Annotated in this window: 18 protein-coding genes; 5 read left to right on the forward strand and 13 right to left on the reverse strand. The window is 72.8% G+C overall.

The window, feature by feature from the left end; all coding sequences use genetic code 11:
• Positions 1–366: 366 nt before the first annotated feature.
• Positions 367–1,371 carry an oxygenase MpaB family protein gene (locus JOD51_RS12075; RefSeq protein WP_204608796.1) on the reverse strand — a complete coding sequence of 335 codons (1,005 nt, stop codon included), beginning with the start codon at positions 1,369–1,371 and terminating at the stop codon, positions 367–369.
• Positions 1,372–1,525: 154 nt separating this feature from the next.
• On the opposite strand from JOD51_RS12075, the gene JOD51_RS12080 reads away from it, so the two are divergent.
• Positions 1,526–3,211, forward strand: coding sequence for a long-chain-fatty-acid--CoA ligase (locus JOD51_RS12080; protein ID WP_204608799.1), 1,686 nt, complete (start codon positions 1,526–1,528; stop codon positions 3,209–3,211).
• 167 nt (positions 3,212–3,378) lie between these two features.
• On the opposite strand, the gene JOD51_RS12085 is transcribed toward JOD51_RS12080, so the two are convergent.
• The 6 genes from JOD51_RS12085 to JOD51_RS12110 all read right to left on the reverse strand — a co-directional run bounded on the left by JOD51_RS12085 (position 3,379) and on the right by JOD51_RS12110 (position 9,996).
• Positions 3,379–4,191 (reverse strand): hypothetical protein, encoded by an 813-nt coding sequence (locus tag JOD51_RS12085; RefSeq protein WP_204608802.1) that lies wholly within the window; start codon positions 4,189–4,191, stop codon positions 3,379–3,381.
• Positions 4,192–4,315: 124 nt separating this feature from the next.
• Positions 4,316–5,911 (reverse strand): inositol monophosphatase family protein, encoded by a 1,596-nt coding sequence (locus tag JOD51_RS12090; RefSeq protein ID WP_204608805.1) that lies wholly within the window; start codon positions 5,909–5,911, stop codon positions 4,316–4,318.
• Positions 5,908–6,984 carry an ABC transporter ATP-binding protein gene (locus tag JOD51_RS12095; protein ID WP_239539868.1) on the reverse strand — a complete coding sequence of 359 codons (1,077 nt, stop codon included), beginning with the start codon at positions 6,982–6,984 and terminating at the stop codon, positions 5,908–5,910. Before JOD51_RS12095 ends, JOD51_RS12090 begins: the two co-directional genes overlap by 4 nt.
• 26 nt (positions 6,985–7,010) lie before the next feature.
• Positions 7,011–7,823, reverse strand: a complete 813-nt coding sequence (locus tag JOD51_RS12100) for an ABC transporter permease (protein ID WP_204608811.1) — start codon at positions 7,821–7,823, stop codon at positions 7,011–7,013.
• Positions 7,820–8,842 (reverse strand): ABC transporter permease, encoded by a 1,023-nt coding sequence (locus JOD51_RS12105; RefSeq protein ID WP_204608814.1) that lies wholly within the window; start codon positions 8,840–8,842, stop codon positions 7,820–7,822. The genes JOD51_RS12100 and JOD51_RS12105 overlap by 4 nt, the downstream gene beginning before the upstream one ends.
• Positions 8,839–9,996, reverse strand: coding sequence for an extracellular solute-binding protein (locus tag JOD51_RS12110; RefSeq protein ID WP_204608816.1), 1,158 nt, complete (start codon positions 9,994–9,996; stop codon positions 8,839–8,841). The genes JOD51_RS12105 and JOD51_RS12110 overlap by 4 nt, the downstream gene beginning before the upstream one ends.
• Before the next feature lie 249 nt (positions 9,997–10,245).
• Here JOD51_RS12110 and JOD51_RS12115 point away from each other — a divergent pair, with 249 nt between their 5' ends.
• The 3 genes from JOD51_RS12115 (at position 10,246) to JOD51_RS12125 (ending at position 12,136) form a co-directional block, all read left to right on the forward strand.
• Positions 10,246–11,259, forward strand: coding sequence for a LacI family DNA-binding transcriptional regulator (locus JOD51_RS12115; protein WP_204608818.1), 1,014 nt, complete (start codon positions 10,246–10,248; stop codon positions 11,257–11,259).
• A gap of 98 nt (positions 11,260–11,357) precedes the next feature.
• Positions 11,358–11,786, forward strand: a complete 429-nt coding sequence (locus JOD51_RS12120) for a DUF3054 domain-containing protein (RefSeq protein ID WP_204608820.1) — start codon at positions 11,358–11,360, stop codon at positions 11,784–11,786.
• 8 nt (positions 11,787–11,794) lie between these two features.
• Positions 11,795–12,136, forward strand: a complete 342-nt coding sequence (locus JOD51_RS12125) for a hypothetical protein (RefSeq protein WP_204608822.1) — start codon at positions 11,795–11,797, stop codon at positions 12,134–12,136.
• Positions 12,137–12,206: 70 nt separating this feature from the next.
• Here the strand turns inward: JOD51_RS12125 and JOD51_RS12130 are convergent, their stop codons facing one another.
• Together JOD51_RS12130 and JOD51_RS12135 are read right to left on the reverse strand one after the other, a co-directional pair.
• Positions 12,207–12,860 (reverse strand): spermidine/putrescine ABC transporter substrate-binding protein, encoded by a 654-nt coding sequence (locus JOD51_RS12130; RefSeq protein WP_204608824.1) that lies wholly within the window; start codon positions 12,858–12,860, stop codon positions 12,207–12,209.
• A gap of 178 nt (positions 12,861–13,038) precedes the next feature.
• Positions 13,039–13,968, reverse strand: coding sequence for a DUF3097 domain-containing protein (locus JOD51_RS12135; RefSeq protein ID WP_204608826.1), 930 nt, complete (start codon positions 13,966–13,968; stop codon positions 13,039–13,041).
• An 80-nt stretch (positions 13,969–14,048) separates the two neighbouring features.
• Here JOD51_RS12135 and JOD51_RS12140 point away from each other — a divergent pair, with 80 nt between their 5' ends.
• A complete protein-coding gene (locus JOD51_RS12140) occupies positions 14,049–15,101 on the forward strand; it encodes a zinc-binding dehydrogenase (RefSeq protein WP_204608828.1) in 1,053 nt (350 codons plus the stop codon).
• 121 nt (positions 15,102–15,222) lie between these two features.
• On the opposite strand, the gene JOD51_RS12145 is transcribed toward JOD51_RS12140, so the two are convergent.
• The 4 genes from JOD51_RS12145 to gatA all read right to left on the reverse strand — a co-directional run bounded on the left by JOD51_RS12145 (position 15,223) and on the right by gatA (position 20,355).
• Positions 15,223–15,915 carry a methyltransferase domain-containing protein gene (locus JOD51_RS12145; RefSeq protein ID WP_259557748.1) on the reverse strand — a complete coding sequence of 231 codons (693 nt, stop codon included), beginning with the start codon at positions 15,913–15,915 and terminating at the stop codon, positions 15,223–15,225.
• The gene (locus tag JOD51_RS12150) at positions 15,912–17,138 is read right to left on the reverse strand and encodes a type III polyketide synthase (RefSeq protein ID WP_204608831.1); all 1,227 of its coding nucleotides are present in this window, start codon (positions 17,136–17,138) and stop codon (positions 15,912–15,914) included. Before JOD51_RS12150 ends, JOD51_RS12145 begins: the two co-directional genes overlap by 4 nt.
• Before the next feature lie 167 nt (positions 17,139–17,305).
• Positions 17,306–18,808 (reverse strand): Asp-tRNA(Asn)/Glu-tRNA(Gln) amidotransferase subunit GatB, encoded by a 1,503-nt coding sequence (gene gatB / locus JOD51_RS12155; protein ID WP_204608834.1) that lies wholly within the window; start codon positions 18,806–18,808, stop codon positions 17,306–17,308.
• Positions 18,808–20,355, reverse strand: coding sequence for an Asp-tRNA(Asn)/Glu-tRNA(Gln) amidotransferase subunit GatA (gene gatA / locus JOD51_RS12160; protein ID WP_204608837.1), 1,548 nt, complete (start codon positions 20,353–20,355; stop codon positions 18,808–18,810). Before gatA ends, gatB begins: the two co-directional genes overlap by 1 nt.
• Positions 20,356–20,359 lie beyond the last annotated feature (4 nt).

Here is a 20,359-nt window from a genome sequence, read left to right on the forward strand (position 1 = left end):
CCACTCACCGGAGACGACCGCGGCCGGAACGCTCGCAGCAACGCCTCGCTGCCACGGCAGCGGAAGCAGCAGCACCAGCCGCGTCGGCCGCGTCAGCCGCGGCAGCGGTGCGAGCGGGCGGAATGCCACTGTCCGCGGAGGAACGACCGCGCTGATCAGCCCGCTCGCCTCTGGGCGGGCCCGCTGGGGCGGCCAGCCGGTCAGCCGGCCAGCTGCGCTGAGCCGCTGGGGCGAGCGGGCGGAATGCCAGGGCTCGGGTTCGAGCCGGGGGATGTTTCCGCCCGCTCGCGCTCCCGGGAGGTGGGAAGCGGAGTCACCGCACGCGCCCCGCAGGACCAGCACGCCCTCGCAGCGACGGGGCGCGCGTCAGGCCGCGCCGGGGCCCCGCTCCGCGGCGACCGCATCGACGACCGCAACCGCGCCTGCACCCGCACCCGTGTCCGCCCCGGCGCGCGCACCCTCGGCCTCGCGCTCGAGCCGTGCGATCCGCTGGAGCGCCGCTCGCTCGCTGCCGGACTGGCTGCCGAGCACGCCCGTGATCCCGTCGAGGACCAGTCCGGTCGCCCGGTCGACCGGCAGCTCGATCGGGCCGAGCATCGAGGACCGGATCCCGAGCAGCGCCCGGTGTCGCGGGTCGAGGGTCGACACGGCGCCCTGGTACAGCGCGCGGTAGCCCGGTCGGAGCATCGCGGCGAGGGGCGGGTTCTTGATGAAGCGCAGGACCTCGCGCGTCCGGGGCGTCACCGCGAGCTCGCCACGGTCGAGGTAGCCGTCCATCTGTGCGCGGAGTTCCGCCTCGGTCTCGGGGGCGTCCTGCACGCGCATCAGTCGTCCGGCGATCGCCCACTCGCGGACGTAGGCGTCGGCGCCGCCCGGGATCGGCTCTCCCCAGCGCTGGGCGGTGCGGAGGAAGGCGTCCGTGAAGGCGAGGTGGACCCAGCGGGCCAGGTCGGGGTCGTTGGCGGTGTACGGGCGGCCGATGCCGTGGCCGTCCACGTACTGGCCACGCACGCGCTCGTGCAGCCGGAGCACCCACTCACTGCCGGAGGTCGCGGTCGCGGTGTCGCCGTGGGTCACGGTGTAGATCCACCGGATGGTGCCGGCGAGACGGCCGAACGGGTCCTCCCGGTACCGGGAGTGGTCGGCGACCCCGGCGAGCGCCCCCGGGTGCAGGGCCTGGACCAGGAGTGCGCGGACGCCGGCGACGATGGTCTGGTTGCCGCCGTGGACCGACCAGGTGGCGGAGCCGGGGCCGAAGAATCCGGCGTCGGTGCCCTTCTCGAGTTCGTCCACCCACTCCGGGCTGCCGTGGGTGTTGCCCGTGAACGTAGCTTGCAGACGGGTGCGGAGCGCATCGGTGACGAACGACATGGGGTGATGCTCCGTCCGGCCCCTGACAGCGCACCGAGGGCCCTCCGGAAACCGCGCCCGACACCGGCACCGCCGCGCCCGACACCGGCACCGCCCGCACCCGCAGCACCCCGCGCCTGACAACCCCTCGGGTCCGCCCGCTAGGTTGGATCGTGTGACCACCGACACCCCTCGTCCCTGGCTCGCCTCCTACGCGTCAGGGGTGCCGCACGACATCGAACCGATGTCGGGTTCCCTCCCCGACCTGGTCGAGCAGTCCGCCCGCCGCTTCCCGAAGGCCGTGGCACTCGAGTTCTTCACGCGGGAGACCACCTACGCGGAGCTCGAGGAGCAGATCGCCCGCGCGGCGAACGGCCTGCGGAAGCTCGGCGTGACGAAGGGCGACCGGGTGGCGCTGGTGCTGCCGAACTGCCCGCAGCACGTGGTGGCGTTCTACGCGGTCCTCCGCCTGGGCGGCATCGTCGTGGAGCACAACCCGCTGTACACGCCGCGTGAGCTGCGCCACCAGTTCGAGGACCACGGTGCGACGGTCGCGATCGCGTGGGACAAGTCGGTGGCGACGCTGCAGGACTTCCCGGCGGACGTCGCCCTCCGCGCGATCGTGTCGGTGGACCTGACCCGTGCGATGCCCCGGACCACCCGTCTGGCGCTGTCGCTGCCGGTGGCGAAGGCCCGCGAGTCCCGGGCGAAGCTGACGACCTCGGTGTCCGGCACGACCCGCTGGGACGACCTGGTGTCGACCCGGAAGCTGTCGAAGCGGCACCCCTGTCCGGAGACCGACGACGTCGCGCTCATCCAGTACACCTCCGGCACGACCGGCACCCCGAAGGGCGCCGTCCTGACGCACCGGAACCTGCTGGCGAACGCCGCCCAGGCGCGGGCCTGGATCCCGCAGATCAGCGCGGGTGACGGCAGCGTCGTGCACGCGGTGCTGCCGATGTTCCACGCGTACGGCTTGACGCTGTGCCTCACGTTCGCGATGAGCATCGCCGGGAGGCTCGTCCTCTTCCCGGCGTTCGACCCCGCGTTGGTCCTCAAGGCGATCAAGAAGCGTCCGCCGACGTTCCTGCCGGCCGTGCCGCCGATCTACGCTCGGCTGCAGCACGCCGCCGACTCGGCGAAGGTGTCGCTGGCCGGCATCGACATCGGCATCTCGGGTGCGATGCCGCTGTCGCAGGACGTCATCGAGCCGTGGGAGGCCCGCACCGGCGGCTTCCTGGTGGAGGGCTACGGCCTGTCCGAGTGCTCCCCCGTGCTGATGGCGAACCCGGTGTCGGACGCCCGACGTCTCGGTGCGATCGGGCTGCCGCTGCCGTCGACCGAGTGCCGTGTGGTGGACCCCGACGACGAGTCCCGGGTGCTGGGGACCGACGAGTCCGGCGAGCTGCAGGTCCGCGGTCCGCAGGTGTTCGGCGGCTACTGGGGCAAGGCCGAGGCCACCGACGAGGTCTTCACCTCCGACGGCTGGTTCCGCACCGGGGACATCGTGGCGATCGACGCGGACGGCTTCGTGCGGATCGTCGACCGGCTCAAGGAGCTCATCATCACCGGCGGGTTCAACGTGGCGCCGTCCGAGGTCGAGGACACGCTCCTCAAGCACCCGAGCGTCAAGGAGGTCGCGGTCGTCGGCATCGTGCAGAGCGGCAACGAGCAGGTCGTCGCCGCCGTGATCCCGACCGACCCGGCGACCTTCGACGCGGAGGCGCTGCGGGCATGGTCGCGCGACCACCTGGCCGCGTACAAGGTGCCGCGTCGTGTGGTGGTGGTCGAGGACCTCCCCCGGTCGATGATCGGCAAGGTCCTGCGCCGCAAGGTGCGCGACGCGATCCTGCACCGTTAGCTGCCCGGCAGCGCGCGCCGGCCGCCGGCTCCTCCTCGCTGCTGATCCGCGACGGTGGTCGCGGCGTCCCCCTCGGCGGCGTCGACCAGGGTGACGACGACGCGGTGTTCGCCGACCGGTCACGGAGGACCGGTCGGCCGGGTTCGGCGTGGAGCGACGGACGTCAGTCAGACGTCGAAGCCACCGCCGAAGTCGCTGGAGCCCTGGTCGAACCCGCCGTCGGACATGCCGCCGAGGTCGGAACCACCGTCGCCCCACGAGGCGTCGTCGTACCCGCCACCGTCGGCCACGCCGCCGTCGTACTCGCCGCCGTCGGCCGCGCCGCCATCGCCGGATCCGCTCCCGGTGTCCCCCGATCCACCGTCATCCGCACCACTCGCATCAGTTCCACCGTCGAACGCCCCGGGGTCCGGCAGGAAGGCGCTCATCAGGGCGGACCCGATCACGTAGCCGCCGACGGTGCCGAGCAGGGAGGCGCCGAGCATGCTCCCGAACCCGGGCCCCTGCCGACCGCCGATGCCACCGCCACCGAAGCCGCCGCCGCCGAGGCCACCGAGCGAGCGCTCCATGTACCCGGGCTGCCGGAGCTCGGACCGGGTCGCGCTCTGGGCGAGGGACCGCGGGTCGTCGCCACGAGGGGCCTCGCCGGCCGGAGCGGAGCGGGTGAACTCGTCGTAGACCATCCGGCGCTGCTCGGGCGTCAGGGTGGTGAACGCCTCGGCGTGCACCTCCTCGATGCGCTCGGGCGGCGCGGTGCGGAGCAGGTAGCGGTACCGCTCGACGGCCCGCTGGTCCTCGACCCCGGCCTGCTGCCCCGTCCCCGGCTGCACGGGAGCACCGTACGGCGCGGCCGGTGCCGCCGGCGCCTGCTGGTACGACTGCTGGCCGTACTGGTACCCCGGCTGCGGTGCCCCACCGGTCCCGTTGCGTGGCTGCTCCGGACGCTCCTCGCGGCCGAGCAGACGGTCGAGGAATCCCATGGTGTGCTCCTTCGTCGCGGGCACCGTGCCCGCTGCCGCCCACGGTAGGCACCGGTGGCCGGGCCTGACTGTGCGTGCGCTCAGAAGCCGCCGTGGGCCTCCCGGCCGGGAGGCCCGTCCCCCGTCAGGACGCCGACCCGCCTCCGGTGACCGCCGCGGTCCACACCTGGAACAGCTCGTCCGCCGCACCCGGGTGCGCCACCAGGAACGGTGCGCCGACCGGCGGGAAGTCCTGCACCGGCCCGTCGAGGGTCAGCACGACCCCGCCGGCCTCGTGCACGAGCAGCACCGCGGCACCGTGGTCGACCGGGCTGAACGACGAGACGCAGCCGCCGATCCCCCGGCCGGCAGCGACCTGCGCGATGGTCAGCGTGCCCGACCCCTGCACCCGGAGCGTGCACGAACGGTCGGCCAGGGCGTCGAGGAACGCGCCGAACCCGGGCCACGGACGGTGTCCGTCGAGCTCGGTCCCCACGACGGCACCGGCGAGCGCCCGCGGGACGTCGTCGAGTCGCAGGGCGCGGTCGCGCACGACGGCGCCGCGTCCGCGACGGGCTTCGAGCACCTCGCCGCGCCAGGGGTCGGCGACCACCCCGACGAGCGGGCGCCCGCCGCGGGTCAGGCAGAGCGACATGGAGGTCCACGGCACCCCGTTCACCAGGTTCGTCGTGCCGTCGACGGGGTCGAGGTACCAGCGGTGCCGGTCGCCCGGTGCGTCGCCGTACTCCTCGCCCGTGAAGCCGTGCGTGGGGAAGGCGGTCCGCACCCGGGAGCGGACGTGCTGCTCGACGAGCCGGTCGACGTCGGTGACCAGGTCGGCGGGGTCGGCCTTGGTGGTGACCTCGCTGACGGGGTGCTCGCGGGTGAAGGCGATCACCTCGTGGGCGATCCGGTGGGCGAGGGCCTGCGCACGCGAGGCCACCTCGGTCTCGGTCGGTTCGCGGTCCCGCTCCGGCCAACCGTCCCGCTCGGCGGCGGCGAAGGCGGCCCGGATCGCGGCGACGTCGTTCGTGGTGATCGAGTCGACGCCGAGCCGCGCGGCCCAGAGCGCGGGTTCGGCGTCGTCGACGGTCCAGACGGCGACGCGCAGGCCGAGCGCGTGCGCGGCCTGGACGGTGCGCGGGGTGAGGAAGGCGACGTCGAGGTTGATCGTCGAGGGCGTCAGGGCCAGCAGGTCCTCGGCGGTCGGCGGTTCGAGCGACTGCCAGGCGAGCCACACGTCGGCGTCGGGCAGCTCGGCGCGGACGGCCGCCATCGCTGCGGGCGCGCCGCACCAGGAGACGGCGGTCGTGCCACCGAAGCCGGCGACGGTGCGCGCGGCGACGACCGCGTCCGCCGCGTCGGTCAGGTCGACGAGCAGGGTCGACGCACAGCCGTCGAGGCGCTCGAGTGCGGCGTCGAGCCGTGGGATCCGGTCGAGGCCGTTGCCGAGCCGGGCGACGTCGCACCAGCGGACCTCGGAGACCGGGCGGGCGTCACCCCACATCCGGCCGAGGGTCTCGTCGTGGAGCAGGACCGCGACGCCGTCGGCGGTGCGTCGGACGTCCACCTCGATCGTCTCGGCGCCGAGGGCCTCCGCGACCGCGATCGCGGGCAGGGTGTTCTCGCGTCGGACCCGCGGGGCGCCCCTGTGCGCGACGAGACGTGGGACCCGAACCACGCTACCGACCGCGTCCGGCGCCGGCGCGGACGGGGTGACCGTGGCCTCCTGGGCGGTCATCGTCCGGCCTCCACCAGCACGCCGTCGCGGTAGACGAGCACCGCGCCGAGCCGCACGCCGGTCTCGGTGCCGACCGCGGGTGGCGGGCCGGTGACGAACGCCCGGAGTTCGGCGTCGCCAGCGTGGAGGACGAGCTCGGCGAAGTGCCCGCGCATCAGGACCCGGGACACGGTGGCGCGGACCGGGCCGTCGTCGGTGAGCACGACCTCCTCGGGGCGGACGAGGACCTCGTCACCGTCGGTGGACGGGGCGACCACGCCGGCGAGGAACGCGCCCGCGACACGGCTCGTGGCGCCGATGAACGACGCGACGAACCGGGTCGACGGTCTGGCGTAGAGGTCGGTGGGCGATGCGACCTGCTCGATCCGGCCGTCGTGCATCACGGCGATCCGGTCCGAGACACTGAGCGCCTCGTCCTGGTCGTGCGTGACGATGACGGTCGTGATGCCCAGACGCTGCTGGATGCGGCGGATCTCGTCGCGGACGCTGACGCGGAGCTTGGCGTCGAGGTTCGACAGCGGCTCGTCGAGGAGCAGCACGTCGGGCTCCTGGACGATCGCACGGGCCAGGGCGACACGCTGCTGCTCGCCGCCGGAGATCGCCGTCGGCTTCGACGTCGCGTGGTGGGTCAGGCCGACGAGCTCGAGTGCCTCGTGCACACGTCGGCGGGTCTCGGCCTTCGACACCCGCCGGGTCCGCAGCGGGAACGCCACGTTCTGCGTCACCGTCATGTGCGGCCAGAGTGCGTAGTTCTGGAACACCATCGCACTCGGCCGGCGCTCCGGTCCGAGGTCGGTCACGTCCGCACCGCCCATCGTCACGGTGCCGGCGTCGACGGGCAGGAAGCCGGCGACCATGCGGAGGGTGGTGGTCTTGCCGCAGCCGGACGGGCCGAGCAGCGAGACGAGCTCGCCCTTCGCCACGTCGAGGTCGATGCCGGCGACGACGTCACGGCCGCCGAGGGACTTGGTCAGGCCCCGCAGGGCGAGTCCGCCGCCGGTCCGGTCGTCGGTGGGCCGGCCGACGGCCGGGAGGCTCGGTGCGGGGTCCGCGAGGAGCGTTGCGTCCGACATGGGGTCGCCTTTCGTGCTGCGTGTGGTCATCGGATCTGGAACCCGTCCGCCAGACGGCCGCCCATGATGTGCTTGCGGGCGAGGGTCATGAGCACCACCGACGGGATGCTCAGCGCGATCGCGAAGACCGCCGACACCTGGCGTGGCGAGTTGAGGACGAGCGAGTACATCGCCGTCGGCATGGTCATGTAGGCCGGGGCGCCGACCAGGTAGGTGCCCTGGGCCTCGTCGAACGACGCCAGGAAGCTCATCACCATCGCGACGAGGATGCCCGGCCAGGCGATCGGGAACGTCACCGACCAGAACGTGCGCCAGCGGCCGGCTCCGGCGTCGCGTGCGGCCTCCTCGAGCGACCGCGGCACGGCCGAGAACGCCGCCGCGGGCAGCCACGTCATGAACACGACGCAGCCGAGGACGTGGACGATGAGGATGCCCGTGACCGTGTTCATCAGGTCCAGCGCCGTGAACATCGCCGACATCGTGACGAACAGCCCCATCTTCGGGAAGGCGTTGGTCGCGAACAGGCCGACCAGCACCACCCGGCGCCCGGGGAACTCGATGCGGCTGATCGCCCAGGCGGCCGGCAGGCAGACCACCGCGGCGATGAGGACCGTCAGCGGGGCGAGCACGAGCGAGTTCTGCACGGCGACCGCGAGCGAGGGGTCCTGGAACACGGTCCCCCACCACTTCAGCGTCCACCCGTCGGGCAGCAGGTCGGGGTACGTCCAGCTCGTGGCGAAGGCCCGGACGGCGAGCCAGAGCAGCGGGCCGGCGATGAACACGGCCAGGACGACGGCGGTCGCCCAGACCAGGGCGGTGCCGGTGAGACGCTTGATCATCGCTGTCCCTTCCCGAGTTCGCGGGCGTTGGAGCGCACGGTGGACCGCAGGTACAGGACACTGGCGGCCGCGGCGAACGCGAACACGATGAACGCCATGGCGGTGGACTGCTGCGGGCGGTTGTACGACTGGAAGTACTTGGAGATGTCGACGCCGAGCATCGACGGGGCGTTCGGACCGGTGAAGTACGGCACGGTGAACGACCCGAGCACACCGATCACGGTGAACGTCGTCGCGATGACCATCGGCGTCGCGGCCATCGGCAGGAGCACCTGCCAGACGACGCGCCACGTGCTCGCACCCGCGTCACGTGCGGCCTCGATCAGGGCGTCGGGTGTGCCCTGCAGTGCTCCGGCGATCATCAGCACGGCGAACGGCAGACTCGTCCAGACGCTGCCGAAGACGACCGCGACGAGCGTGTAGCCCCACACCGGCACGTCGATGCCCACCTGGGCACCGGCGCTCCGCAGGAACCCCTGCGCGTCGGTGAAGGTCAGGATCGACCAGCTGGCGATCACGACCGGGACGAAGATCGGCACGACGGCGAGCACGCTGAGCGTCCGGCCGAGGAACCCGCCGCGCAGCCGGAGGATCACGGCGATGAGCACCGCGAGCGCGATCGTCAGCCCGGTCGAGGCGAGCGTCACCCCGATCGTGGCGCCGAGGTCGCGGAGGAACGTCGGGTTGCCGAGCAGGGTGCCGTACACCGCGAACGAGAACCCGCTGACGGTGTCCTGACCGATGTCGGCGAGCGCCTGGTTCAGGCCGCCGGTGAACCCGAGGCTGAACAGCGCCGCGTTGACCACCGGCACGCCGACGAACAGCACGACGACCAGCACCGGAGCGGTGACGAGCGCGAGGCCCTGGACGCGCCGACGGCGTTCGAGCCGCTGCTGGGTGGTGCGCTGCCCGGTCGGCCCGCTGCCGCGGGCCGGGGACGGGACGGGCGGGAGGCCCGTGGCGGAGTCACCACGGGCCTCCCGGTCGAGCGCCGGGCCGTTCGGGACGGTCTGGGTCACTGCGGGACCTTCGCGTCCCACGCCGCGTTCATGTCGGCGGCGAACTCGCTCTGGAAGCCGAGGCGGAGCTTCGTCGGGTCCGCCTTCGAGAACTGCTCGGCGACGCTCGACGGCAGCGAGCTGAGCGGGATGACCGGGTAGCCGGACACGGCCTGGGCGACGAGCTGCTGGCCCTTCGACGACAGGACGAAGTCGGCGAGTTCCTCGGCGGCCTGCTTCTTGGCCTTCGGCTCGGTCTTCGGGATGCCGAGGTAGCTCGCGCTGCCCGTGAACGACGGGTCGGAGATCTGCGTGAACGCGACGTCCTTGCCGATCGTGCCGGCCTTCTGCGCGGTGATGAACTGGTCGCTCCACACCGGGGCCATCTGGATCTGGCCGGAGCCGAGCATCTGCAGCACCTGGTCGTTGCCGTTCGGGTAGACGCCCTTCTGGTACGTCGACGGGCCGAGGTCCTTGAGCGCCGCGAAGCCCTTGTCCCACTTCGACTCGAGCGACTTGTCGTACGTCGTCTGCATCGTGGTCTGCTCGTGCTCGGACAGGTACTTCGCCAGGACCGTCATCACGAACGCGCCGCCCGAGCCACCGGAGGACGGCGAGTTGTAGGCGAACTGGCCCGGGTTCGCCTTGATCCAGGCCATCAGGTCGTCGAGGGTCTTCGGCGGGTCGGTGACCTTCTTCGTGTCGTAGGCGAGCAGCACGCTCGAGGCGCGGTACGGGATCGCCCGGTCGCCGCCCTGCTGCTTCGTCGCCGCGGGGACGTGCGCCAGGTTCGGGATCGCGCTGTCGTCGATCTTCGCCATCAGGCCGGCCTTGCCCGCGGTGGTGACGAAGCCGGCGTCGACCAGGTCGTAGGCCACGGTCTTGTTCGCCTTGACCGCGGTCGCCAGGTTCGCCTGGGTCTGCGCGTCGTGCTCGCCGTGCAGGTCGATGCTGGTGTGGACCGAGATCTTCGGGTGCATCTTCTCGAAGGCGGGGATGAGCGACTTGTCCCAGAGGTCCTGGACGTTGGTGTCGCCGCTGATGAACACGGTCAGGCTCGTCGAGCCGGCGGGCTCGTCGGCGTCGTTGGAGGCGTTCGCGCTCTGGACGCAGCCGGAGAGGGCGATGGATGCGGCGGCCGCGATGGCGACGCCGGCGAGGACTCGGGTCTTCACGTCGGAGGTCTCCTGGTTCGTGGGGGCAGTGCTCGGAGGGGGGAGAGGTGTGGGAACGTTCCCGCACCGGGGTCGAGTGTGGTGCGGTCCGGTGAACTCCAGGTACCGCGCTCGTCGCCATCGGGTGAACTCCGGGCGGCCGGATGCACGGGCGTGTCTGAGCGGTCGGCGAACCGTCCACCCGGGCTGCTGCGAGGATGGCCAGATGCTCCTCCTCCACCCGGCGACGACGGCTGCAGCGGTGGCCGCGTGAACGGCGGACGCGGTACCCAACCGACGATCGTCGACGTCGCCGCCCGCGCAGGCGTGTCGAAGTCCGCGGTCAGCCGGGTCCTGTCCGGCACCGGGCGGTACTCCGACGAGACCCGCGAACGTGTCGAGCGGGCCGCGGCCGAGCTCGGCTACGTCGCCAACGCCATGGCACGAGGACTGGTCAGCGGTCGGACGCACACGATCGGCATGCTCATGCGGGACGCGTCCTCGATGGTCTACACCGCACTGCACGCCGTGATGGAGCGCCGCGCCTCCGAGCTCGGATACCGCGTCGTCACGACCACGGGCGTCGGGCGGGTCGAGGACGAGAAGTCCGCGCTCGCCGCACTGGTCTCGATGCGCGTCGACGGGCTCGTGGTCTGCAGCGGCCTGATGCCCGCGTCCGAGATCGCCGACTTCGCCCCGCGCATCGCCACGGTCGTCGCCGGCCGCCCGGAGCTGCACCCCGCACTGTCGAGCGTGTACTGCGACGAGGTCGACGGCGGCGCGGTCATCGCGGACACCGTCGCCGACGCCGGGCACACCGCGGTCGTCGTCCTCACCGTGCCGGTCGGGGACGCGATCACCCAGCACGCCCGATCGCGGGCGATGGTCGAGCGCCTCCGAGCACGCGGTACCCGGGTCATCGACATCGACGCGAGCTTCGTGCGACCACCCGAGGACCTGGCAGCCGACGTGGTCGACGTCATGCGCGAGTCCGGCACCACCGCGGTGATGTGCCCGACGGACCGGCTCATGCTCGACCTGTGCGGAGCCCTCGCCCGCCGCGGCGTCCGGGTCCCCGAGGACGTCTCGGTGACCGGGTTCGACGGCGTCCACCCGCTCGCGGACGACTGGATCGGGTTCACGACGTTCGCGCAGCCGATCGACCGCATCGGCCGCGAGGCGATCGACCTCGTCGTCGCCCGCATCGACGACCCCGCCAGTGCGGTCGAACACCGCTCGCTCCGTGGCACGGTGGTGCCCGGTCGGACGCTCCGGCGGGCCTGAGTCGCGGTGCCGGCGGGGCCGTGGTTCCGGCGGAGCCTGCTTCCGTGGAGCTGAGTGCGGCGCAGCCCGGCCCAGCCCGGGCCTGCGAGGATGGTGCCGTGAAGACTCGTACCTGGGGTTGGCTCGCCGCCGTCATCGACGTCGTGCTCATCGTGGCGTTCGCCGTCATCGGACGCTCGTCACACGGCGAGGCGTTCGCGCCGCTCGGACTCTGGACGACCGCGTACCCGTTCCTGGCCGGCTGGGCCATCGCGTACGTGACCTCCGGAGCGTGGTCGCGGCCGCTCGCGATCTGGCCGACCGGTGTCGTCGCGTGGATCCTGACCGTGTTCGTCGGCATGGCGATCCGGGTCGCGACCGGGCAGGGGGTCGTCGACGGCAACCCGCTACCGATCTCGTTCGTGATCGTGGCGACGATCGTGCTCGGGGTGTTCCTGGTCGGCTGGCGGCTCCTCGCCCGGCTCGTGCTGCGGATCCGGTCCGGTCGGCGGACGGCCGACGCCCCGGGCGCCGGCGACGCCCGGTAGGGACCACGATGCACATCCCCGACGGGCAGTACCGACCCCGTCCCGTCCAACTGGTGGTGGCGACGGCGCTCCTGGCGTCGGCGACCGGAGTCCTGCTGGTCCTCTGGCTGGTCATGTGGCTCCCCGTGCTCCTGTCCGGAGCAGCCACGTCCCTCTTCGCCTGGCCCCTGGTCCTGGTCCTCGCGGTGGCCCCCTGGTGCGCCGTCATCGCCGCGCTCGTCCTCGGCCTGGTCGCGCGCAGCGAGCAACCGACTGCGTCCGCGGACGCCGTGATCGGCATCAGCGTGATCCTCGTCCTGGTGGTTCCGGCAGCGCTCTGGTTCGGTGTTCCGGCGCTGCTCGTGACGTGACCGAGTAGGTCCGGTCGACACCCCGGCGTCCTGACCGTGCGACGGCTCCAGGAGGTGCGCGGCCCGTCCGCTAGAACAGGCCGCCGCGCGGACCCTCGTCGGGTCCGTCGAGCCCGCGGAACATGTCCGACACCAGGGCGGCGATCTGCGGTTCGACGAGCCGCTCGACCGCTTCCGCGATGCGCTCCCGGTGGTCGAGCAGCGCCAGGCACACGGCCGTGCCGGTCGAGCGCGCACACTCGTCGGACAGCTCGATCTCGTGGCGGAGGGCGGCCTTCGCCTCCTCCGACAGGGGCTCGCGGGGTTCCGGCGCCGAGGCCCCGGTACCCGCCAGCTCCCCGAGCGTGAACAGGAACGGCTCCCCCGGCTCCGGCTGCGGGTCGACGTCCAGGCCCTGGAACTCCGGCGACAGCCCGTCGGCCGGCTGGTAGCCCGCGCGCCGCTTGTGTGCCGCGGCCCGCTCGAGCTCACGCTGCAGCAGCGGCAGGTTCTTCGCGGTGTAGTCGTCGACGGCGTCCTCGACGATGGCCGACATCCGGCCGATCAGCGCGTGCTGGACCGGGTGCGGCACGTCGGGTCCGAACCCGGCAGCGGCGGCGACCGGGGAACCGGTGCAGCGCCGGCAGATGCGGGTCCGCGGGCGGGCCGTGCCGATCTGCCAGCGGGGCAGCCAGCGCAGCCACACGTCGACGGCGTTCCGCACGCGTCCGTCGATGCCGTCCATCCTGCAAGCGTAGGCGGCGCGCCCGGGATCCGACCCGAGGCTCGGTGCAGCGGACAGAACTCGGCGGATGTGGCACGGAATCTGTCCGCCTGGCCGAGGCTCGGCGCCGGCGCGGCGGCGGGCCGCGCGGGCCGCGCGGGCGCGGCCGCAGCCGGGCGGGAGGCTCGGGGCGCGGCCGTCAGGCGGGCTCGGTCACGAAGTCGATGAGCTCTTCGACGCGCCCGAGCAGCTCCGGCTCGAGGTCGGCGAACGTGCGCACCTGGCCGAGGATCCGCTGCCACGCCCGGGCGATGTCGGCCTGCTCGGCGTGCGGCCACCCGAGCGCCTGGCAGATGCCGGCCTTCCACTCGATCGACCGCGGGATCGTCGGCCACGCCGGCAGTCCGACCCGCGCGGGCTTCACCGACTGCCACACATCGACGAACGGGTGCCCGACCACGAGGACGTGCGCACCCCACTTCCCGTGCATCACGGCGTCGGCGAAGCGGGACTCCTTCGAGCCCGGCACGAGGTGGTCGACCAGGACGCCGACACGGCGCTCCCGGGTCGGCCGGAAGTCGTCGAGCACGTCGGCCAGGTTGTCGACGCCGGACAGCTCCTCGACGACGACCCCCTCGACGCGGAGGTCGGCACCCCACACCTTCTCGACGAGTTCGGCGTCGTGCTTGCCCTCGACCATGATCCGGCTCGGCAGGGCCACGCGGGCGCGCTGCTGCTCGACGGCGAACGACCCGGACGCGGTGCGGAGGCGACCGCCGTCGGACGCGTGCCGGACCGCCGGGGCCGCACCGGGCCTCCCGGCCGTCGTCGTGGACCGGGCCGGCGGGGCGGAGGCGGCGGACCGACCGACCGGTGCCTGCGGGCGGCTCAGGGTGACGAGTTCGCCCTCGAGCAGGAACTGGCCGACGAAGGGGAAGGCGCGGACGCGGCCCTTCCAGTCCTCGAGCGCGACGTTGCCGGCCTCGAGCCCGACCACGGCGCCGGCCCAGCCGGAGTCCGGGTCCTCGAGCACCATGTCGCGCTCGAGCGGCACCTGCCGCACCTTCTGCACACCCCGCGAGCGCCAGTCGCCCGAGAGCACGTCACTGCCGTACCGGTCCTCGTCCACCCGCACGAGCGTACTGTCGACGGGCGTCCGGACAACGTCGACCGGCCGGTCCCCCATCATCCCGACGGAAGGCACACCCCGTGCGCGCAACAGTCATCCACGCCCCTCGCGACATCCGTGTCGAGGAGCGCGACGCCCCCACGATCCTGACCCCGTCCGACGCCGTCGTGCGCGTCGTCGCCGCGTGCGTCTGCGGCTCCGACCTCTGGCCCTACCGCGGTGTCCGCGACACAGCGGAGCCGCGGGCCATCGGGCACGAGTTCGTCGGTGTCGTCGACCAGGTCGGCGACGACGTGACCGACCTGCGCGTCGGCGACTTCGTCATCGCGCCCTTCACCACCAACGACGGCACCTGCCAGGCCTGCGCGCACGGCATGACGAGCGGCTGCGACCACGGCTCGACGTTCGGCGTCACGCCGGACGCGTACGGCCACCCGCTCGGCGGTGCCCAGGCCGAGTACGTCCGCGTGCCGGACGCCGCCGCCAGCCTGGTCGTCGTCCCCGGACCGGTCGACGACGACCTCGTGCCGTCGCTGCTGACCCTGTCCGACGTGTTCTCCACCGGACACCACGCGGCCGTGTCGGCGGAGGTCGGCCCCGGCAAGACCGTCGTCGTGGTCGGCGACGGCGCGGTCGGACTGTCCGCCGTGCTGGCCGCGAAGCGCCTCGGCGCCGAGCGGATCATCGCGATGAGCCGGCACGCCGACCGGCAGGCCCTGGCGCGCGAGTTCGGTGCGACGGACGTCGTCGAGACCCGCGGTGACGAGGGTGTCGCGGCCGTGCGGGAGCTGCTCGGCGGCGACCTGGCCGACTGCGCGCTCGAGGCCGTCGGCACCGCGGAGAGCATGGACCAGGCCCTGCGCGTCGTCCGTCCCGGTGGCGCCGTCGGCTACGTCGGTGTCCCCGCGGGTGACCCGGAGCTGCCGATGCCGTTCCTGTTCGCGAAGAACATCACGGTCGGTGGCGGGATGGCTCCGGCGCGCGCGTACATCGAGGAGCTGCTGCCGGACGTGCTCTCGCGGGCGATCGACCCGGGCAAGGTGTTCGACCTCGAGCTGCCCCTCGACCAGGCGCCCGAGGCCTACGCCGCGATGGACGAGCGCCGCGCCATCAAGGTGCTGCTCCGCCCGTAGCCCCTCTCCCCCGCGAAACGCAACGTGGGCGGTCCCGCGCAGCGGTACTCCGTTGCGCAGAGCCGCCCACGTTGCGTTTTGCGGACGCGCCGCGCACGCGCCGCGCACGCGCCGCTCCGGGTCAGTCGCGGACGGCGAGGACGCGGTGCGGGGACGCGGGCTCCGCACGCCAGCCCGACGGCAGGGCCGCGGCGAGCTCGGGGACGGTGAAGCTCCGGCGGATGGAGCGGAGGCCGTCCTCGCGGATGAAGGTGCCGGCCGCGACGAAGGACGCCCCGACCGCGTAGAGCCGGTAGGCGGACACCGAGCGCCGGATGTCGGAGTGCACGCTGCGCCCGACGGCGAGCTCGGCGGAGTACCGGAGGAACGCCGCACGCTCGGCGTCGTCGAGGTGGTGCAGCACGTGGTTCGACACGACGACGTCGAACCGCTCCCCCGCCGCCACCAGGTCACCGCTCGACTGCGTCCGGAAGGTCACCCCCGCCGTCGTCTGCCGTTCGGCCGCCGCGATCGCCCGCGGGTCCGGGTCGACGCCGACGACCTCGAGGTCGAAGCCGTCACTCCGCGCCCACCGCACCAGCGACCGGGCCAGGTCACCGCCGCCGCAGCCGAGGTCGAGCACGCGGGCCCGACCGGTCGGCGGCAGTGCCGGCACGACGTGGGTGCGCCACACCGACCGCCAGCCGGACACCGCCGCGTTCACCAGGGCGAAGCGGCGGAACGTCCGGTCGAGCGTCGCCGGGTCGCAGCCCGGATCGTCCATGAGTTCGCGCAGGTCGACGGCGCGGGTGGACAGGTCGACCGGCTCGGTCACGCCCCGACCCCGACGGGAGCGGCCGTGGTGGGAGCGGACGTGGTGGGAGCGGACGTGGTGGGAGCGGCCGCGGTGGGGGCGGCCGCGGCCGTCTCGACCGCGGCGGGCGCACCACTCGCGGCAGCGGCGGCGACCGGGCTCCCGACCACGGTCAGCGACGCCGCCTCGACCGTCAACCCCGGCCCGAAGGCCAGCGCGACGACGGGCGTGCCGTCCGACGGAGCCGCTTCGAGGGCCTCTCGGAGGACGAACAGCACCGTCGCACTCGACATGTTGCCGTGGTCGCGGAGGACCGCGCGACTCGCCGTCAACGCACTGTCCGGCAGCTGCAGGGCGTCCTGGGTCCGGTCGAGGATCGCCCGGCCGCCGGGGTGCACGGCCCACACCGGCACGTCGTCCGGGGTCCAGCTGCGCGGGTCGAGGAGCGGGGCGACCGCCTCGGCCGCGTGCACGCCGATGAGCTTCGGCACCTGGGTGCTCAGCACCATCTCGAAGCCCTCGTCGCCGATGTTCCACGCCATCTCGCTCGCACCCTCGGGCAGGACGGTGGTGGTGAAGGCGTCGAGACGGAGGCCGGACCCCTCCGCCGTCACGACGGCCGCCGCGGCACCGTCGCCGAAGACGCTGTTCGCGACGATCTGGTCCGGGTCCTCGGAGTTCCGAACGTGCAGTGTGCAGAGTTCGGCGCAGACGACCAGCACGACCGCGCTCGGGTCAGCGCCGACGAAGGCGTCCGCGATGCGGAGCGCCGGGAACGCCGCGAAGCAGCCCATGAACCCGACGTGCTGCCGGAAGACGTTCCGTCGCAGGCCGAGTTCCTCGACGATCGCCAGGTCCGGCCCGGGCTGCGTGAACCCGGTGCAGGAGACGGTCACGACGTGGGTGACGGTCGCCGGGTCGACCGCGGCACGCTCGAGGGCGTCACGCGCGGCGCCGACGAACAGGGGCGGGGCGAGCTCACGGAACCGGTCGTTCCGGGTGCCCGTGCTCGGCGAGGTGAGGACCCCGTCGTCGTCGCGGAAGACGCCGGGCCCGGCGGCGGAGTCGAGCTCCGGCAGGACGCTGTGGCGGTGCTCCACCTCGGAGGCGTTGAAGGCCGCGGGGACGAGCCGCGAGGCGAGCCTCCCCAGGCCGGGCTGGGCGGCGAACAGGTCACGGACCGACGCCTGCCCGAGGGTGGTCCGCGGGACGGCGGTACCGATGGCTCGGATCGTTGCTGACACGCTCCATCCTGTCACCGGGTTGCTGACGTGTCCCCAGGATGGACGGGAGGCCCGTGGCGGTCTCGCCACGGGCCTCCCGTCGTGCGCGTCCAGCGCTGGGTCGTGCTGATCGTGCTGATCGTGCTGGTCGTGCTGGTCGTGCTGGTCGCGCTGGGGCGTGCTGGGTCCTACAGCTGCTGCGCCCGCTCGAGGACGAGCTCGCGCACGCGTGCGGCGTCGGCCTGGCCCTTCATCGCCTTCATCACGGAGCCGATGATCGCGCCGGCGGCCTGGACCTTGCCGTCGCGGATCTTCTGCAGCACGTCCGGCTGCCCGGCGAGCGCTTCGTCGACGGCGGCGGTCAGGGCCGAGTCGTCCGAGACGACCTTGAGTCCGCGGGACTCGACGACCTGGGCCGGCGAGCCCTCACCGGCGATGACGCCTTCGAGGACCTGGCGTGCGAGCCGGTCGGTCAGGTCACCCGACTCGACGAGCGCGATGACCTCGGCCACGTGCTGCGGCGACACGAGGTCACCGGGGGCGGCGTCCTGCGCGTTGGCGACCCGGCTGATCTCGCCGGTCCACCACTTGCGGGCGGCCTGCGGGCCGGCACCGGCGTCGATGGTCGCCTGGACCTCGTCGAGCAGCCCGCCGTTGACGACGTCCTGGAACTCGAGGTCGGCGAAGCCCCACTCGCCCTTGAGGCGACGGCGGCGCGCCACCGGTGCCTCGGGCAGGCTCGCACGGAGCTCCTCGATGAGTGCCGGGTCGGGCACGACGGGCAGCAGGTCCGGCTCCGGGAAGTACCGGTAGTCGTCGGCGTCCGACTTGGGACGGCCGGCCGAGGTGCGGCCGGTGTCCTCGTGCCAGTGCCGGGTCTCCTGCGTGATCGTCCCGCCCGCGGCGAGGATCGCGGCCTGGCGCTGGATCTCGTAGCGGATGGCCCGCTCGACGGCGCGGAACGAGTTGACGTTCTTCGTCTCGGTGCGGGTACCGAGCTTCTCCTGGCCCCAGGGGCGCAGCGAGATGTTCGCGTCGCAGCGCAGGTTGCCGCGCTCCATGCGGGCCTCGGAGACGCCGAGCGCCCGGACCAGGTCACGGATGACCTGCACGTACGCAGCACCGAGCTCGGGGGCGCGTTCCTTGGCCCCGACGATCGGCTTCGTGACGATCTCGACCAGCGGGACGCCGGCACGGTTGTAGTCGACGAGCGAGTACTCGGCGCCCTGGATGCGGCCGGTGGCACCGCCGACGTGCGTCAGCTTGCCCGCGTCTTCCTCCATGTGGGCGCGCTCGATCGGCACCTGGAAGATCGTGCCGTCGGCGAGTTCGACCTCGACCTCGCCCTCGAACGCGATCGGCTCGTCGAACTGCGAGATCTGGTAGTTCTTCGGGTTGTCCGGGTAGAAGTAGTTCTTCCGCGCGAACCGCGAGCTCTCGGCGATCGAGCAGCCGAGCGCGAGCCCGAGCTGGATCGAGTACCGCACGGCCTGCTCGTTGACGACCGGCAGGGACCCGGGCAGCCCGAGGTCGACCGGCGTCACGTTCGTGTTCGGCTCGCCGCCGAAGAAGTTCGGCGCGTCCGAGAACATCTTCGTCGCCGTCGCGAGCTCGACGTGCACCTCGAAGCCGAGGACCGGCTCGAACCGCTCGATCGCCTCGTCGAAGTCCATGAGTGCGTCCTTGGCCATCAGATGACACCTTCCTCGGCGGCGGACTGCTGTGCGGCGTCCAGGTTGGGCATCCGGGAGATCAGCGGCGCGCCCCACTGCTGCTCGAGCAGACGCTCGAGGGCGGCACCGACCCGGTAGAGCCGGGCGTCCTCACGCTGCGGGGCCATCAGCTGCACACCGGTCGGCAGGGAGTCCTCGGGCGCCAGGCCGTTCGGGATGCTCATGCCGGGCACGCCCGCCAGGTTCGCCGGGATCGTGGTGAGGTCGTTGAGGTACATCGCGAGCGGGTCGTCGATGCGCTCACCGATCTTGAACGCCGTCGTCGGCGCCGACGGGCTGATGAGCAGGTCGACCTGCTCGAACGCGGCCGTGAAGTCGCGCTGCACGAGCGTGCGGACCTTCTGCGCGCTGCCGTAGTAGGCGTCGTAGTACCCGGCGCTCAGGGCGTAGGTGCCGAGGATGATGCGTCGCTTGACCTCGGGACCGAAGCCGGCTTCACGCGTGGCGGCCATGACGTCCTCGACCGTCGCACCGCCCTCGGGCGTGACCCGCAGGCCGAAGCGGACCGAGTCGAACTTCGCGAGGTTCGACGACGCTTCCGCCGGCAGGATCAGGTAGTAGGCGCTGATCGCGTAGGCGAACGACGGGGCGTCGATCTCGACGACGACGGCGCCCGCGGACTCGAGCAGCGCGACGGTCTCCTGGAAGCGCTGGGTGACACCGGCCTGGAAGCCTTCGCCACCGGCGAGCTCCTTGACGACGCCGATGCGGACGCCCTTGAGCGAGTCGGCCTGCAGCCCGTCGCGTGCGGCGGCGGCGAACGACGGCCACTCCTGCCGCAACGAGGTGGAGTCCTTCGGGTCGTGCCCGCCGATGACGTCGTGCAGCAGCGCGGCGTCGAGGACGGTGCGGGACACCGGTCCGATCTGGTCGAGGCTCGACGCCAGCGCGATCGCACCGTAGCGGCTGACGCCACCGTAGGTCGGCTTCACACCGACGGTGCCCGTGACGGCACCCGGCTGACGGATCGAGCCACCGGTGTCGGAACCGAGGGCGAGCGGGGCTTCGTGCGCGGCGACCGCGGCGGCCGAGCCACCACCGGACCCGCCGGGGATCCGGTCGAGGTCCCACGGGTTGTGCGTCGGGCCGTACGCCGAGAACTCGGTCGACGAGCCCATCGCGAACTCGTCCATGTTGGTCTTGCCGAGCGGCACCAGGCCGGCACGGCGGAGCTTGGCGACCGGGGTGGCGTCGTACGGCGGCACCCAGCCCTCGAGGATCTTCGAGCCCGAGGTGGTCGGCATGTCCTGCGTGCACAGGACGTCCTTCACGGCGATGGGCACACCGGCGAGCGGACCGAGGTCGTCCCCGGCCGCGCGGCGGGAGTCGATGGCCTTCGCGGCGGCGATCGCGTTCTGGTTGACGTGCAGGAACGCGTGCACGTCCCCGTCGACGGCGGCGATCCGGTCCAGGTGGGCCTGCGTGGCCTCGACGCTCGAGACGTCGCGGGCCACCAGGGCGTCGGCGAGCGCGGCAGCGCTCAGCGTGGTGATGTCGTGGGTCACTGTT

Source organism: Curtobacterium herbarum (genome assembly GCF_016907335.1).
GTDB classification, from domain to species: Bacteria; Actinomycetota; Actinomycetes; order Actinomycetales; family Microbacteriaceae; genus Curtobacterium; species Curtobacterium herbarum.

Excerpts from the sequence above, each read along its gene's own strand:
- JOD51_RS12075 (WP_204608796.1), bottom strand. The coding sequence starts at position 1,371 with ATGTCGTTCGTCACCGATGCGCTCCGCACCCGTCTGCAAGCTACGTTC.
- JOD51_RS12085 (WP_204608802.1), bottom strand. The coding sequence starts at position 4,191 with ATGGGATTCCTCGACCGTCTGCTCGGCCGCGAGGAGCGTCCGGAGCAG.
- JOD51_RS12090 (WP_204608805.1), bottom strand. The coding sequence starts at position 5,911 with ATGACCGCCCAGGAGGCCACGGTCACCCCGTCCGCGCCGGCGCCGGAC.
- JOD51_RS12095 (WP_239539868.1), bottom strand. The coding sequence starts at position 6,984 with ATGTCGGACGCAACGCTCCTCGCGGACCCCGCACCGAGCCTCCCGGCC.
- JOD51_RS12100 (WP_204608811.1), bottom strand. The coding sequence starts at position 7,823 with ATGATCAAGCGTCTCACCGGCACCGCCCTGGTCTGGGCGACCGCCGTC.
- JOD51_RS12125 (WP_204608822.1), top strand. The coding sequence starts at position 11,795 with ATGCACATCCCCGACGGGCAGTACCGACCCCGTCCCGTCCAACTGGTG.
- JOD51_RS12130 (WP_204608824.1), bottom strand. The coding sequence starts at position 12,860 with ATGGACGGCATCGACGGACGCGTGCGGAACGCCGTCGACGTGTGGCTG.
- gatB (WP_204608834.1), bottom strand. The coding sequence starts at position 18,808 with ATGGCCAAGGACGCACTCATGGACTTCGACGAGGCGATCGAGCGGTTC.